The 13,528-nt window shown below is 57.1% G+C and carries 17 protein-coding genes; 15 read left to right on the top strand and 2 right to left on the bottom strand.

The genetic code is table 11. The features are described from left to right. Positions 1 to 24: 24 nt before the first annotated feature. The 10 genes from FQ755_RS19810 (at position 25) to FQ755_RS19770 (ending at position 6,779) form a co-directional block, all read left to right on the top strand. On the top strand, positions 25 to 1,485 hold the full coding sequence (locus FQ755_RS19810; protein ID WP_144156494.1) for a hypothetical protein: 1,461 nt from the start codon (positions 25 to 27) through the stop codon (positions 1,483 to 1,485). A gap of 1 nt (position 1,486) precedes the next feature. Beyond that, on the top strand, positions 1,487 to 1,702 hold the full coding sequence (locus FQ755_RS19805; RefSeq protein ID WP_186308598.1) for a helix-turn-helix domain-containing protein: 216 nt from the start codon (positions 1,487 to 1,489) through the stop codon (positions 1,700 to 1,702). Then, positions 1,689 to 2,000 carry a hypothetical protein gene (locus tag FQ755_RS19800; RefSeq protein ID WP_144156492.1) on the top strand — a complete coding sequence of 104 codons (312 nt, stop codon included), beginning with the start codon at positions 1,689 to 1,691 and terminating at the stop codon, positions 1,998 to 2,000. The genes FQ755_RS19805 and FQ755_RS19800 overlap by 14 nt, the downstream gene beginning before the upstream one ends. Positions 2,001 to 2,100: 100 nt before the next feature. Then, positions 2,101 to 2,238 carry a hypothetical protein gene (locus FQ755_RS37505; RefSeq protein ID WP_186308597.1) on the top strand — a complete coding sequence of 46 codons (138 nt, stop codon included), beginning with the start codon at positions 2,101 to 2,103 and terminating at the stop codon, positions 2,236 to 2,238. A 160-nt stretch (positions 2,239 to 2,398) separates the two neighbouring features. Beyond that, a complete protein-coding gene (locus FQ755_RS19795; protein ID WP_144156491.1) occupies positions 2,399 to 3,583 on the top strand; it encodes an RtcB family protein in 1,185 nt (394 codons plus the stop codon). 9 nt (positions 3,584 to 3,592) lie between these two features. After that, on the top strand, positions 3,593 to 3,838 hold the full coding sequence (locus tag FQ755_RS19790; protein ID WP_090685803.1) for a hypothetical protein: 246 nt from the start codon (positions 3,593 to 3,595) through the stop codon (positions 3,836 to 3,838). 72 nt (positions 3,839 to 3,910) lie between these two features. Next, the gene (locus FQ755_RS19785; RefSeq protein ID WP_144156490.1) at positions 3,911 to 4,378 is read left to right on the top strand and encodes a DUF4224 domain-containing protein; all 468 of its coding nucleotides are present in this window, start codon (positions 3,911 to 3,913) and stop codon (positions 4,376 to 4,378) included. Further along, positions 4,378 to 4,596 carry a helix-turn-helix domain-containing protein gene (locus FQ755_RS19780; RefSeq protein WP_144156489.1) on the top strand — a complete coding sequence of 73 codons (219 nt, stop codon included), beginning with the start codon at positions 4,378 to 4,380 and terminating at the stop codon, positions 4,594 to 4,596. Before FQ755_RS19785 ends, FQ755_RS19780 begins: the two co-directional genes overlap by 1 nt. 231 nt (positions 4,597 to 4,827) lie before the next feature. Next, on the top strand, positions 4,828 to 6,018 hold the full coding sequence (locus tag FQ755_RS19775; RefSeq protein WP_260858716.1) for an integrase family protein: 1,191 nt from the start codon (positions 4,828 to 4,830) through the stop codon (positions 6,016 to 6,018). 32 nt (positions 6,019 to 6,050) lie between these two features. Further along, positions 6,051 to 6,779 carry a DUF3800 domain-containing protein gene (locus FQ755_RS19770; RefSeq protein ID WP_222105760.1) on the top strand — a complete coding sequence of 243 codons (729 nt, stop codon included), beginning with the start codon at positions 6,051 to 6,053 and terminating at the stop codon, positions 6,777 to 6,779. An 890-nt stretch (positions 6,780 to 7,669) separates the two neighbouring features. Here FQ755_RS19770 and FQ755_RS38235 read toward each other — a convergent pair. Then, a complete protein-coding gene (locus FQ755_RS38235) occupies positions 7,670 to 7,828 on the bottom strand; it encodes a helix-turn-helix transcriptional regulator (protein ID WP_260858715.1) in 159 nt (52 codons plus the stop codon). 27 nt (positions 7,829 to 7,855) lie between these two features. Here FQ755_RS38235 and FQ755_RS19755 point away from each other — a divergent pair, with 27 nt between their 5' ends. From FQ755_RS19755 to FQ755_RS19735, 5 genes are all read left to right on the top strand, one after another. Continuing rightward, the gene (locus FQ755_RS19755; protein ID WP_186308623.1) at positions 7,856 to 8,215 is read left to right on the top strand and encodes a hypothetical protein; all 360 of its coding nucleotides are present in this window, start codon (positions 7,856 to 7,858) and stop codon (positions 8,213 to 8,215) included. A gap of 116 nt (positions 8,216 to 8,331) precedes the next feature. Continuing rightward, on the top strand, positions 8,332 to 9,795 hold the full coding sequence (locus FQ755_RS19750; protein WP_144156486.1) for an amidase family protein: 1,464 nt from the start codon (positions 8,332 to 8,334) through the stop codon (positions 9,793 to 9,795). Positions 9,796 to 9,838: 43 nt separating this feature from the next. Next, entirely contained in the window at positions 9,839 to 10,330 is a 492-nt protein-coding gene (locus FQ755_RS19745) for a DUF302 domain-containing protein (protein ID WP_144156485.1), read from the top strand. A gap of 96 nt (positions 10,331 to 10,426) precedes the next feature. Beyond that, positions 10,427 to 11,098, top strand: a complete 672-nt coding sequence (locus tag FQ755_RS19740) for a TetR/AcrR family transcriptional regulator (RefSeq protein WP_144156484.1) — start codon at positions 10,427 to 10,429, stop codon at positions 11,096 to 11,098. Between the two features lie 34 nt (positions 11,099 to 11,132). Next, positions 11,133 to 12,170 (top strand): hypothetical protein, encoded by a 1,038-nt coding sequence (locus tag FQ755_RS19735; RefSeq protein WP_144156483.1) that lies wholly within the window; start codon positions 11,133 to 11,135, stop codon positions 12,168 to 12,170. A gap of 104 nt (positions 12,171 to 12,274) precedes the next feature. On the opposite strand, the gene FQ755_RS19730 is transcribed toward FQ755_RS19735, so the two are convergent. Beyond that, a complete protein-coding gene (locus FQ755_RS19730) occupies positions 12,275 to 13,513 on the bottom strand; it encodes a phthiocerol/phthiodiolone dimycocerosyl transferase family protein (RefSeq protein WP_144156482.1) in 1,239 nt (412 codons plus the stop codon). Between the last annotated feature and the right edge of the window lie 15 nt (positions 13,514 to 13,528).

Genomic DNA, 13,528 nt, shown 5'->3' with positions numbered 1-13,528 from the left:
TAGCCCCGCCTCATTGGAGTAACCATGACTGAAGATCAAGAGATCGCGCTTTCCGTTGCAATCGGATTGCTTAAGAAAAACGGCTATCCAGCGATGGCTGGCGATTTGTTCGAATTGCGCCGCACGTCTCATGCCGGGGCTAAGCACCGAGTGGATGCAGTTATTCACGCAGTTGAGTGTGAGTGCAACGGCTATGGAATCAGCCGAGATACCGCAGAGCGCATTCTGGTTCACATAGACGAGAGTTCTGGCGTGCCAGCGCCTCGAGTCGCCCAATCTGACCATTCTGGTGATGGGGGCGCGGGCCACTGCTCGGAAGGCGACCGATGCGTATGCGGCGGCGATCTTCCGCGCGTTCGCGAGGGATGTGCCAACTGGCGCGCAGGCACCCAAGCCGCCCCCATTCCGAAAGATGGTGACGAGCTACAAGTGCAATGGACTGCTTACAGAAAGTGGAAAAGTGCCTTCAAAGGTCCAATCTATTTTCAACACTTTGATCAGTGGGCAGAGGAATTCGGCTTCCATGTATGGCAAGCCGCTCTCGCATCCAACAAGGCCGCAGCGGTGGCCTATGTGAATGGTCATGAACTGCGTAACATGCTTCCAGACGATGAAACTGCTGGGCCTGACCGCACCCCCGGCATTCAGCGAAAGGAAACGCTGTTTCGGGATACGCCGTTGTACGCAGGCACTCAAGCCACCACCGTTCCGCAAGATGGCGATGAGCGGACGCGGTTTGTCGCATGGCACAAAAACAAGTTCGGTTGGTACGGTGACGATGTAGATGCGTGCAAAGACCGATTCACGATCTGGCAAGCCGCTCTCGCACAGAAGGCTGTACCAGTAGCGGCAGAGCCAACAGATTTTATTGCGCGCGCTATCGCTTTGGAGGAGCGAGCCTGTCGCACAGAGGACGTCTTGATCGATCTGGTCAATCAGATCAGGAAATCAAGTCCTGTTGACGACCATGGCCACGACTTCAAAATGAATATGGCTTTCGTCAAAGCTGTAGAGCTTTTGGATGCTGCGCAAACAGATGCTGCGATTGGAGCGCCGCAAGCCATACAGCGGATTATGGCGCGCCTAGCAGGTATTCTGGACGAAGACCAGTTCGCCGAGATAGAGCAAATCGCCACCAGCGCCGGAATCAAACCTCCCGCTCCAATAGCGTCAGCCGAGGAGAATGTGCCTGTGGGTTGGACGACTCAGTTTGATCTGGCGAATGTCGCGCGTGGAGAAACAGGCGTGATCTTTAAGCAACAGGAATCAGGGGATATACCGCTCTACACCCATCCCGCAGCAGCGCAACCATCAAGGGCGGAAGTGCTGGAGCGGGCGGATCTCAGCGATGACGAACTGGCGCTAATCCGGGAAGAGGCTGCGACCATTACCGATGATTGGTCTGAGCGGCAATTGATCGAGCCGACTCGTAAGGAATCGGATGCCAAATTCGTGCGCGAGATTTTGCGGCTTGCCGGGGCCTGATATGAGCACTTTTGGCAACCGCCTGCGCGTGGCGATTGAACGACAGATGACTCTCACGGAGTTCTCAGAGAAGACCGGTTTCGATCTTCCATTCCTGTCTCACTTGATTCACAACCATCGCCGACCGAGTTTCGACACGTTGGTGCGCTTGCTCGAGGCTCTGCCACAACCCAACGCGCGCAAGTTGATTTTGGGAGATGACCGTGACAGCAGATGAAGTCAAGGCTCTGGTCGAGCGGCTGCAACCGATTTGGTATCGAGTGAGCCTGAAGGATGCGGATGTCGTTACGAAATCTGCGAATGCACTTACCGTCCTCCTGTCGCAAGTCGAAACCCTCAAGCTAGAAAACCAGCGGTCACGGATGGATGCGGAACGCTGGCGTTGGATGCGTGCTTATTTCGTTGCCGACGACGAAGGTTGGGATGATCGCATCGTCGCTGCAAGTGATTCGGAAGCCAACTTGGACGCCGCTATCGACGCCGCCCGGTCGCAGATAGATAAGGAGAAGTTGTGACCGACACCCAAAAAATGATCGACTGGCTATTCGCGCGATTCCCGAATCAGCCGGTTCGATGTGCGTTGATGGTGAGGATTTTGTGCAACAGGGAGGTGCGATGATCCGAAATGGTTTTGCCGTCATCGGCATATGCGTCGTCGCGCTCTATTTGCTGGGCGCCATCGGTATAGGGAATTTCCGTGTTTATTACGGCAGTGATCTGCCGGCGCAATGGTGCGCAAAGGGGCAATTGTGACCGAACCCGGCCAAACCTGCAGCCACGGAATACCGTGGTCCGAAGACTGTCCGCAGTGCGCCCTCATATCTGCGCGCGAGGCCGTTCGGCACTGGGGACCGCTGGTCGACGAAAGTCGCCGGCTGATCGAAGAGATGGAACGGACAACTGAGGAGCAGACGTGAAAAAGGTCATACAAGAAGAAGGTGCACGCCCGATCAAAATCTGGACCGATGAGGTTGAGGATTCGGCGCTTCAGCAACTGAAGAACATCGCTCGCCTGCCGTTTATCGCGGGCAATGGCGTTGCATGCATGCCGGACGTGCATGCCGGTATTGGCGCGACGGTCGGAACGGTGATCGCGACGGACAAGGCCATTGTGCCGGCGGCCGTTGGAGTTGACATCGGTTGCGGCATGAATGCCGTGCGCCTCTCGCTGAAGGCATCCGATCTACCGGATTCGTTGCTGGCGATTCGCCACCAGATTGAGCGTGACGTGCCGCTAGGTACGGGTGGCGCACACAATCCCGACCGTCTGCCGGGAATCCAGATGGGTCTGGTGACGCGATACGCCGCAGTCTGCGAGAAGCATCCGGGCGTCCACAACAAGAACATGGAACGTCAGTTGGGTTCCCTTGGCTCGGGCAACCATTTCATTGAGCTGTGCCTGGACGAATCGCAGGACGTGTGGATCATGCTCCACAGCGGTTCGCGTGGCGTTGGCAACCTGATTGGCCGTTACTTCATCGAGAAGGCCAAGAAACTCATGGAGCAGTACTACGTGAAGCTGCCCGATGGTGATCTGGCCTATTTCCCGGAAGACACGGACAACTTTAACGATTACGTCGAGGCGGTCAACTGGGCGCAAGACTACGCGCTAGAGAACCGCCGAGTGATGATGACGGCTGTCATTGCTGCGCTGCGCCGACACATCGCGGTCGAATTCACGATCACGCATGAAGCGGTGAACTGTCATCACAACTACGTCGAGCGCGAGAACCATTTCGGTCGCAACCTCTGGGTGACGCGTAAGGGTGCAATCCGGGCGCGTGCTGGCGACCTCGGAATCATCCCCGGCTCAATGGGTCAGCGCAGCTACATCGTCCGCGGCAAAGGGAATCTGGAGTCGTATTGCTCATGCTCGCATGGCGCCGGCCGGAAGATGAGCCGCGCAACCGCGCGCCGGACTTTCACTGTCGCCGATCTTGAGGCTCAGACGGCTGGCGTCGAGTGCCGGAAGGATGACGCAGTACTTGATGAGATCCCAGGCTCGTATAAGGACATCGACGTCGTGATGGAGAACCAGCGTGACCTGGTTGAAGTCGTGCACATCCTGAAACAGGTGCTCTGTGTCAAAGGCGCATAGGAAGCAGTCATGGAACGCCGCGAAGTAATCGACCTGTTCGGCGAAGTGCCGAAGCATCAGCAACGCCAGCCCAAGCTAGTCCGCATGCATGTAGTCGAAACGGGCGATGACTGTGGCTACTATCCGGTCGGCGTACCGGCTGCTGTGCGATTCGCCTGCCGCCAATGCAGCGAGGTAACGGACTGGATGTTCGTGATGGCGACGACTGCGAAACGCGGCATTCCATGCCCGAAATGCAATGGAGAAAAATCATGACCATCGCCACCGGCAAGCGCATTAGTGCAAGAGAGGCGGTTCTGGGTGTGTGGTATTGGAAGGGGAGGGGAAATGGATTCGATGTTTCTGACCGAAAATGAACTTGCCGAGCTGACTAAATGCCATACGCATTGGGGGAGGGCCAAATGGCTCAAGGCAAACAAAGTCCCTCACGCAGTTCGAGAGGGTGGCTCGGTGGTCGTATTGAGGAAAGAAATGGAGTCAGCGATGAAGAGAAGAACCATGTACGATCCGCTTCCCACGACGGTATCGGTTCTGAAATTGAAGTCGCTTCCTCGCAACCCATGCGGAGTTTATTTTCTCATCCGCAATAGGGAGATCGTCTACATCGGCATGACAAAGACATTCTTTGCCAGAATCGCCGCGCACTTAACCGGCGAGAAGGAGTTCGATAGCGTCGCATTCATTCCGGTCGCAGAGAAGGACGTTCTCGGCATGGAGGGTGAAATGATAGCCCGGTTCAATCCGGTCTACAACGTGATGGGAAGACGCCTTGTGGCGGCCGAGGAGACGGCTTGATGGACGCAGAATTAAAAACAGCGGTGCGGGCGGTCCAAATCTACGCAGAGCGCCACCCACGACCCCCGCATGTCACAATGACACAGGCGGCCCAGATGCTCGATCTGAGTCGCGCCACGGTTCGAAAACTGGTGAATACGGGCAAGCTGCGCATGAATGGATGCGGGCTTATCCCCATCGAGCAAGTAGACGCGTTGCTGACCGCTGACTACGCATGAACTACGCTCATGATGATCGGGTCCTTACTGGGCTTGGAGCACGAGTCCGGTCCCCGGCACCAGAGGTTCTCCCAACCCCTCCCGGGATATACCAATAATTCAGCCAATTCAGGGCCTTGTGCGTGAATTGGGCAATCTTGGGAAACCTTGGGAACGTTGACAGTTACAAAAAAAGGGGGCGTCTTCGGGGGCAGTTTTGACTCCCCGGCATTATCCAGAGCCCCCTCGCCCATGCCCCTTACCGACGTCGCCGTTCGCGCGGCAAAACCCCGCGAAAAGTCCTACAGGATTGCCGATGATCAGGGCATGTACCTCGAGGTCATGCCGACCGGCGCAAAGTACTGGCGTCTGAAGTACCGGGTTGACGTCGACGGCAAATCAAAGGAAAAACGCCTGGCGCTCGGCGTCTACCCGGCAGTGTCTATACATGAGGCGCGAAAGGCTCGTGATGCTGCAAAGGAGAAACTGCGCGCGGGACTGGATCCGGCGGTCGAGAAGAAGCGTGCGGCCGGCGAACGGGCTGTCGAACTCGAGAAAAAGGCCGCCGCTGCGCGTACTGTCGCGGATGCATTCGCGGAATACAGCAAGAAGGTATCGCCCAAGAAAGAGGGGGCCCGCGCTGAACAGCTTCGTCTGGCCCGGTTCGTGGATGATTTTCCGGATCTGGCGGCCGTGCCGCTTGGCGAATTCAGGACGCCACATCTGGCGGAATGGCGCGACAGGCGCCTGTCCGGTTACACGAGAGCAGATGGCTCTGAAGCGCGGGTCGTCACATCGGCTTCTGTGAATCGTGAAATCAACCTGATCCGCAACGTGTTCACCGTCGCCCGTGAGGAATGGCACTGGATGGAGCACAACCCGTTCAAGGGCTTGCGTTTGCCGCCTGAGGGCGCGGCGCGGACTCGCCGGGTTGATCCCTGGAAGGAGGTGCGGCCGATTGTGCGATGGCTGGGTTACCGGACCGGACACGCTCCCGAGACAAAGAACCAGGAGGTTGCGCTGGCTTTCCTCCTGGCTCTGCGCACCGCCATGCGTGCCGGTGATGTAATCGCGCTGGGGAAGGGTAACGTGGATATGAAGAAGCGCGTGGCCACGATCAGGCACAAGGTGCAGTATCTGACCGGCCGTCCGCGGGAGATACCGCTTTCACGCGCGGCGGCTCGACTGCTGCAACCCATAGCCGATCGGGAACACTGCTTCACCGTCACGTCCGCCTCGCTGGATGCGTTGTTCAGGAAGGCCAAGGATTGGCTGGGGATCGAAGGGCAGCCTTTTCACGACAGCCGGGCGGAGGCACTCACAAGGCTTTCAAGGAAAGTCGATGTTATGACGTTAGCCAAGATAAGTGGTCACAAGGATTTGCGCATTCTGCAGGAGCACTACTACCGCGAGACGTCGGAGCAGATCGCGGCTCGGTTATGATCGTGTGTCACACAACGGGAGATGCGCGAACGGTGAATAGCGACTACATTGTTTTCGTGGATGAAAGCGGCGATCACAGTCTGGCATCGATCGACGCCGAATATCCTTTGTTCGTGCTGTGTTTTTGCATCGTCGCAAAGAACGACTATGCGGACATCCTGGTTCCGCGCGTCAAGAAACTGAAATTTGAAACGTTTGGGCATGATTGCGTGGTGCTTCACGAGATAGACATTCGCCGCAAGCGCGGGGAGTTTTCGTTGCTCAGCAAAGAGCCGCGCGAGCGCTTCATGGAGTCTCTCACGCAGATCATTATTGACACCCCGATGACCGTCGTCGCGGTGGTGATCGACAAACGGAAGTTGACGCAGAAGTACAGCAACCCGTACAACCCGTATCACATTGGCATCCAGTATGGGCTGGAGCGAGTTCGTCACTTCCTCAAGCTGAAGTCGCAGCACGAGTCGAAGACGCACGTCGTTTGCGAGGCGCGTGGTCCGAAAGAGGATGACGATCTCGAGTTGGCGTTTCGACGCGTGTGCGATGGCGACAATAGGTCGAAGCGACCGTATAACTTCGATATCGTCATCTGCAACAAGAAGGCAAACTCAGAGGGGCTTCAAATTTCCGATTTGATGGCGCGGCCCATCGGTTTGCACATACTGAGACCTGAACAGAAAAATCGTGCCTACGACGTCTTGTCGGAGAAATTTTTTTCTCCTGAATCGGTCGTTCACGGGAATGGGCTGAAAGTCTTCCCCTAGAAAAGCGAAAGGCCCCAAGGTAGTCCCTGGAGCCTAGCGCCGGCCGCGTAGTCGCAACCCATTTGGTGCCTACAACTATAGCTTGTAGGATGACCTAAGGTCAAGCAGGCTTAACGACGAGGTCATCCGCGAGCCTGCCGCGCCTAGCATGCGAGAGGCTCAAGCGGCTTTTGCCGGTGACGCTGGTGGTATAGCCTGAACACTACGGAGGTAATATGGATGCGTCAGCGTACTGCGGGAGATGTCGCACGCGTCTTGAGTGGCCCGACGACATTGCTGATTCTGACGAGGTCGTTTGCCCCAGCTGCGGGGAGAGTGCGGGGACGTTTGGCTCGCTGAGGCACGACGCAGAACAAGCGGTACTCGACAAGATTAACGGTGTGATCGAAGGCCGAGGCCTGAAATGACAACTGCACGACAAGGCCTTGGCGCGTTCTTCCGAGGCTTCTTCAGCGTCCTATCATCCATTTCCCTGTTCGGCGACGTTGAGTACACCGAACGTACAAAGTCGAAATGAGAAAGCTCCATCGTCGAATCGACGATCCAACCGAGGCCATGCGCTCCGACTGGCAGCAGGTCGGGGCGGACATTCATGCTGCCATCGACTCCGTCATGCCACGTCCCCCGATCAAGCCGCGATGATCTGGATTGCGGCCCGTTAGCTCTTTCCGTCACCACTCGGCGGCGGCAACATATCTGAGAGCGGCCTCGCCTCGGCCCATTCTTCTACCTCTCTTACCAGCCAGCAATGCGACGACCAGACAATTCCCGTGGGTGTGGAATTGTGTGGACCATCTTGGACGGTGGTCCTGGAGAGCGACAGCGCCTCCGCGGCTCCGTCAATATCGAGGTATAGCGGTTTCATCGTGACGACGACTTTCGTTGTTTGCTTAGTCGCCATGGTGATCGCTCTCACCGTTTTGCGCGAGGAGCGCGTCGACGCTTTCAGCGGTGATCCTGCTGCATTTGCGGTCGAGCTTTATCATTCTCAACCTATCGGCGTGCACCAGTCGATAGATCGTCGCGCGGGAAACACTCAGTTGTTTCATGACTTCGTCTATGCGATATAGCTTCGGTTGTTCTCGCCTGAAAACCAGCCGCTGGAGTATCACGCAGACAAGCTGATAAAGAAGTTCATCGGCAAGCCTGTCGAACCTGGGTCGACAGAACGCATGACGGAAGCAGACCATGAAGCCGGCATGAACTGGCTCGAGGAACATTTCACGTTCGTGCTTCCCGAGAACCCGACCGTCGACGGTTTGATCGACATTGGGCGTTCGTTGGTCCGGCGGCTCGGCATTCGCGGCCTGATCATCGATCCGTGGAACGAGGTCGCCGTTCGCGACAAGGCGAAGACTGCCATCGTCCGTGAGATGGCACCGGTCTGGACACCCCGGCATGAATGCCTTGACAAGGTAAGCAAATTTTCTTGTTGAATTATGATCATAATCATATATTATGGTCGTAATTCAAGGCGAGGTGCTACCTGCATCGGAGCATCGATGTGCTGCTTCCCCCGGCACTGCCTGCGTCAGATCGAGGAGAGGCCATCATGCAAGATGAGAAAGTATCCGCCGGTGAAAAGTTGAGTTCGGAAGCGCACGATCTGGCAGAGCTTGGCGTTGCCGCAGCAGTTGCAGCCATTCGCGACGGCGACATCACCTCTGAGTCATATTCAGCTGCGCTTTTGAAGCGTGCTCGTGCGTTTTCTGAACTGAATTCCTTTATTACCATCGACGAGTCCGCCGTGCTGGCTGCAGCGAGAGATGCGGATAAGGCGCGTGCCGCGGGTTCCACCGCGCCCCTTCTCGGGGTCCCCTTCGGCATTAAGGATAGCTACGCAACGCGTGGACTCCGCACAACGATCGGAACGGCGGCCCTCAGAAACTTCGTGCCGGTTGAAGACGCGGAGATTGTCGGCGCGATCCGGGTTGCCGGCGGCATTGTCTTCGGCAAAAACAACCTCGTTGAAATGTCCTATGGACTGACGGGGAACAATGGCAATTACGGACAGGTGAAGAACCCTTATAACCACGGCCACATATCGGGAGGATCGTCGAGCGGGTCGGGTGCATCGGTTGCGGCTCGAATCGTGCCCGCAGCATTCGGGGGCGATTCCGTCGGCTCGATCCGGGTGCCTGCATCGCTCTGCGGGGTGGTGGGCTTCAAGCCGACGACGGGACGGTGGCCGCGCAAGGGTGTCGCACCGATTTCCCATACGCTCGATACGACGGGCATCCTTGCTCGCAGTGTCGAAGACTGCGAGCTCATAGATCGGATCGTCGCCAAGGACACAAGCTCGGCGCGCTCTGACCGATCTGACTTGAAGGGAGCGAAATTCGCTTATGCGCCGCGGCAATACCTGGAACTGATCGACCCCGTCGTCGAAGCGTCTTTCAACAATGCACTTCGGCGTTTACGCGATGCCGGCGCCCAAATGATAGAAGTCGACCTCGGCGACGATTTCTTTTCGCTCGCAGAACAGACGACGTGGAACATCTTTTTCCACGAGACCATGCAAGAGATTTCAGGGTTCGTTCGCGAAAACAATTTCCCGGTTTCGTTCGATGAAATTTATGCAGAGCTGCGATCTGACATCAAAGACGTGTGGGATCAATTCGTATTGCCAGGCAGTTCGGGTTTTCTTTCCTCTGCAGCCTATACGACGGCGCTATCAGTCGATCTCGTGGAGCTTCGGCGCCGATTCGACGGCGTATTCGTCCAGAGCGGAGCTGAAGCATTTATTTTTCCAACGACCCCTTGTACCGCTCCGTCGATCGAACAACAGTCGGCGTTCACAATCGCGGGTAAGGATGTCAATCAGCTCGCTCTTGCGAAAAATACTGTTCCCACAAGTGCAGCGGGGCTGCCGGGCATCAGTATTCCCATGGGTTTGACTAGCGAGCGCCTGCCGATCGGACTCGAAATTGACGGTGCGCGAGGTCATGACAGAGCGTTGCTGGATCTGGCGCGACGCGTGCAGGCAACAATCGGCGTGCTGCCGGCATCGCTTTGAAAAGCCGAAGCCCTACCAAACCATCCATCGGAAGAGTATGCAAATGCCAGGTTTATCCTTATCTAAACGAACCCTTGCGGTCGAGCACGTCACGATTCAATCCAGTAACTCGTTCGACATTGTTAGAGTCAAGCTGGAGCAGCTTCTTCCCCGGCTCGACGAGGGAATCTTCACGCTGTTACGGTACGGTGAAGGCGAGCGCGCCTTGCGGGAGCTGGAGGCTGCACCACCACTTTCAATCTTCGGCTTTCGGGATCACGGCGCTCTGCTGACGATCGCGGGTCTTCCGCGCCGGGCGATTCAGTATGACATTGGGAATCCGCTTACCGCATCGAAAATGACCCGGCATCAGATATCCGCCGCTCTCTACGCCCCCATTCGCGTGCTTCTGCGTGAGGATAGCGAAGGCATGGTCGCCTTTGAATATGACCGGCCAGTTTCCGCTTTCGGTCAATTCGGCGACGAAGAGGTCGACGTGGTGGCGCGGCAACTCGATCAAGACCTGCAATCTTCGCTGGAAGCCGCCGCCTCTTAATAATTCGCAACCTGCACAGGGCGTTCGCTTACGAGAGCTGACCCCATCAGCGCAAGGCGAATGGTGCGTAACTACGCTGAAGGATGAGTGATCACAATGCGATTTGAGAAAGGGCGCAAAGAGACTACACGCAAGCGCATTATTGACGTTGCCTCGCGGCGGTTTAGAAGGGAAGGGGCGTCAGCGACGGGCTTGGCCGGGATCATGGCCGAGGCAGGGCTGACGAACGGCGCCTTCTATCCGCATTTCGAATCCAAGGAAGCTCTGTTTCGCGAGGTGCTAGCCGACGCTCTAGCCGATCAGCACGTCAGATTCCAGCAAGATAAGGATGCCTGCTCGAGTCTGGAGGGAGCGATTCGGCGGTATTTGACTAAAGAACATCTGGAGAACTGGGAGGATGGCTGTCCCTCGGCCGCGCTACTCCCGGAGATCGGCCGGCAACCGAAGCTGACACGGGAAGCGTACAAGAACGGACTCCTGCCTTTTATCTCGACGCTCGCACAGCAACTTCCTGATCCGGAATCGGAAGCGTCGAACCGCCGCGTCCTCGCGATCTTCGGTTTGATGGTCGGAACACTGCAAATGGCGCGCGCCGTTCGGGATTTTTCGATAGCCGAGGACATCCTGAAAAGCGGTATGGAAGCCGCGTTGATCCTTGCCAAAGATTTAGACCCCACAGTCACACACCCTGCAGTCGACGAAGCGAATGCTTCTTCGCCCCGGTCGCCGCGCTCGCGCATCCGAAAGCCCGCAACAAGGCCGAAATGATTTAGATCGTCACTTACCCTTTTAAGGAACGCACATGTCGACTTCCATTTCCAGCAGTAACGGCGCCGCCCTGGTGAGCGTGCCGATTCCCCAAGCCACGTCTGGCAGCACAGTCCAGACCGGCTCCAGTCAATTGAATGGGGCCGAAGCCGCCGGGATGATACTGCCGAGGCTTGCCGCGGGTGTGGCGGCGGCCAATGTCAGCCAGCTTGAGCTTACCTTTGGGCAGATACTGCAAAGCGCAACCTCCGTCGATCCATCGACCGGGCAACGCGAGATGTCGGCAACGGCGGACAGCCAGTTGAGCGCGGCGCTTAACACCTTCCTGGTGGGAAGCGGGTTCACCCAGGAACAAGCCGACGCAGCCAGCAAAGGCTTCGACCAGGAACTGGCCGAAGGCGAGCCCATCAGTCTGAGCGCGACTTTTGCCGGAACCGGTACTAACGCGTTCTCGGTGTCTGCCGGTTACGGCTCGCAGACGACGTCGGTGTCGGGGGTTTCAGTCAATGAGCGCTCCGGCTCGGTCTCAATCGAGTTCGATCCCACTACCGGGAAATTATCAATTTCGCTCCTGGATCAGCGGGTTTCGGCAACCAGTTCGGTCACACAGAGCGGGGAGGGCGGGTCGCTCGTGTCGCTTTCCCTGCCCCCGGTCGCCATTGTGGGCGTGAGTTCCAGCCAAGGCGATGATAGCAACGGGAGTGGAAACGAGGCAGTGAAAAATCAGGGACCTGTGGAGCCGATCAATAGTGCAGCAGCGCCCACTGACGCAAGCAGCGAACTGAATGCGCTGATCGGAGAGGGGTCGTATCCGACGCTGTTTGGTACGCAGAATGCGCTGGATCTGCTAGGCCGCATGGCCAACGCTCATCAAACGCACGCCGAGGTACCGAGTCTCGGTGCGCAGGCTCCGCTCGAGGGAGCGCTTCAATCTGCTGTGGTGACAATAGGCTTTACGCAACCACTGTCTATCGCAAAGAACAATCTGAACGGCCACGGCACGATACTGTTCAAACGACCCGATGGCAGCACAGGCGCAATGTCGCTTACGCCAACAAGCATCGAGGTTTGAAGGTGAGACGCGTGACCCGATGTGGTCCGGCCATGCGTCGCCTCCCATGATGTCCAATCGACGATGTTCTGTCCCGCAGGCCGGATTCGAAGACAGCTTGTCAGTCAAGTCTCTACCAGGGAGGGGAGCAGACTTTCTGCCAGTTTGCGTTCGATGCGCTCTAGCAGACCAGGCATAGGGGTCCAGCTCGTATGGACGAGGTGCAGCGAACCGTTGATTGTGGCGACACCGATGGTCTGCTCCGGGTCGTGACCGCGCAAGAACACGGGTGCCCACACGGACTTGATATCCAGCTTGCCGAAGGCCGAGTCGTACGGAACGAGACCGAGGTTAGAGACCATGACGTCTTCAGAGAAAGCAGCACGGTTGAACTGAGCTCCCTCTTCCACGCTCATGTCGGAGGACATCGCCTCGTAAATCGCTTCGAAGCCTGGCTGATTGCCTTCCAGCTTCTTGAACGGTGCCAGGGAGGTGGAAATGAAGCGTGCCAGCTCCCAGAGGTTTGGGGCTGATTGTGTTTCAACGAGGGTCGAGGCTTTGGAAAATGCATCCATGCATTGATCCTGGAGCCGAAGCAGTCCTCGGATATTCACCGGAGAAAAAATGCTCACCGGCTTTGTGCACCACGACTGATCGATCTCTCTGCCTGCGACAGTGATCGCAGCGCACAGTGCAGCGTGGACTGTTGTGCTCTCCTTGCGAGCGCGCTCCTGAATTTTCTGCGTAAGCTGCGGGGATAACATGGCACTTTTTACGTGCACCGGCTTCTCGATACAGTGTTCTGCGAGGGCGTATGAAAAGTTTACTCCCGGCTTGGAGGTGATACGTGGTTTGACATCAAGCAGGTCATCCACCGAGGGCGGGAATTCAAGCCGCTCAAGCGACTGACCGGCCAGGGCTGAAAGGAGATCGCGCAGCAGGAAGACGGAAGATATGCCGTCGCCGATGGAGTGATGCAAGACAAGAATAATGACGCTTTTCTCTGGCTGATGAATGAGAACGGCGCGAGCTAGCGGTGCCTTGGCCGGTTCGAAGAGCGTGCGTATCTCGCGTTCTGCTTCACGCTCCCATGGTGTGTCTGCGTTGATGATGCGCAGCGGTATGGGTTGGCCGGTGACCCGACGGAAGTGAGGAACACGGTTGTATGTGGAGTCGATGCAGACAGAGAGCATCGGATGACGCTCTTGCAGCGCATCGAGCGCGCTTCGCCACTCCGGGACGGTGGTGTGGCCGTCAACTTCGGCAACGAGGCAAAACTGTTTGGGCGAGCTGTGATCGAAGAGCCAGAGGAATTCTTCGATGACGCCAAGTGGGCGGACGATATCGGCGGAACGTATAGACATTTAGGATTCCTTTTA

Source organism: Paraburkholderia sp. BCC1885 (genome assembly GCF_900996235.1).
Classification (GTDB): domain Bacteria; phylum Pseudomonadota; class Gammaproteobacteria; order Burkholderiales; family Burkholderiaceae; genus Paraburkholderia.
The sequence above is the reverse complement of the archived record's forward strand: the minus strand, read 5'-3'. Positions and strand labels throughout refer to the sequence as shown.

Coding starts and splice junctions, on each gene's coding strand:
- FQ755_RS19780 (WP_144156489.1), top strand. CDS start 4,378: ATGGACGCAGAATTAAAAACAGCGGTGCGGGCGGTCCAAATCTACGCA.
- FQ755_RS19730 (WP_144156482.1), bottom strand. CDS start 13,513: ATGTCTATACGTTCCGCCGATATCGTCCGCCCACTTGGCGTCATCGAA.
- FQ755_RS19810 (WP_144156494.1), top strand. CDS start 25: ATGACTGAAGATCAAGAGATCGCGCTTTCCGTTGCAATCGGATTGCTT.
- FQ755_RS19775 (WP_260858716.1), top strand. CDS start 4,828: ATGCCCCTTACCGACGTCGCCGTTCGCGCGGCAAAACCCCGCGAAAAG.
- FQ755_RS19740 (WP_144156484.1), top strand. CDS start 10,427: ATGCGATTTGAGAAAGGGCGCAAAGAGACTACACGCAAGCGCATTATT.
- FQ755_RS19745 (WP_144156485.1), top strand. CDS start 9,839: ATGCCAGGTTTATCCTTATCTAAACGAACCCTTGCGGTCGAGCACGTC.
- FQ755_RS19790 (WP_090685803.1), top strand. CDS start 3,593: ATGGAACGCCGCGAAGTAATCGACCTGTTCGGCGAAGTGCCGAAGCAT.
- FQ755_RS19750 (WP_144156486.1), top strand. CDS start 8,332: ATGCAAGATGAGAAAGTATCCGCCGGTGAAAAGTTGAGTTCGGAAGCG.
- FQ755_RS37505 (WP_186308597.1), top strand. CDS start 2,101: ATGATCCGAAATGGTTTTGCCGTCATCGGCATATGCGTCGTCGCGCTC.
- FQ755_RS19785 (WP_144156490.1), top strand. CDS start 3,911: ATGGATTCGATGTTTCTGACCGAAAATGAACTTGCCGAGCTGACTAAA.
- FQ755_RS19735 (WP_144156483.1), top strand. CDS start 11,133: ATGTCGACTTCCATTTCCAGCAGTAACGGCGCCGCCCTGGTGAGCGTG.
- FQ755_RS38235 (WP_260858715.1), bottom strand. CDS start 7,828: ATGAAACAACTGAGTGTTTCCCGCGCGACGATCTATCGACTGGTGCAC.
- FQ755_RS19805 (WP_186308598.1), top strand. CDS start 1,487: ATGAGCACTTTTGGCAACCGCCTGCGCGTGGCGATTGAACGACAGATG.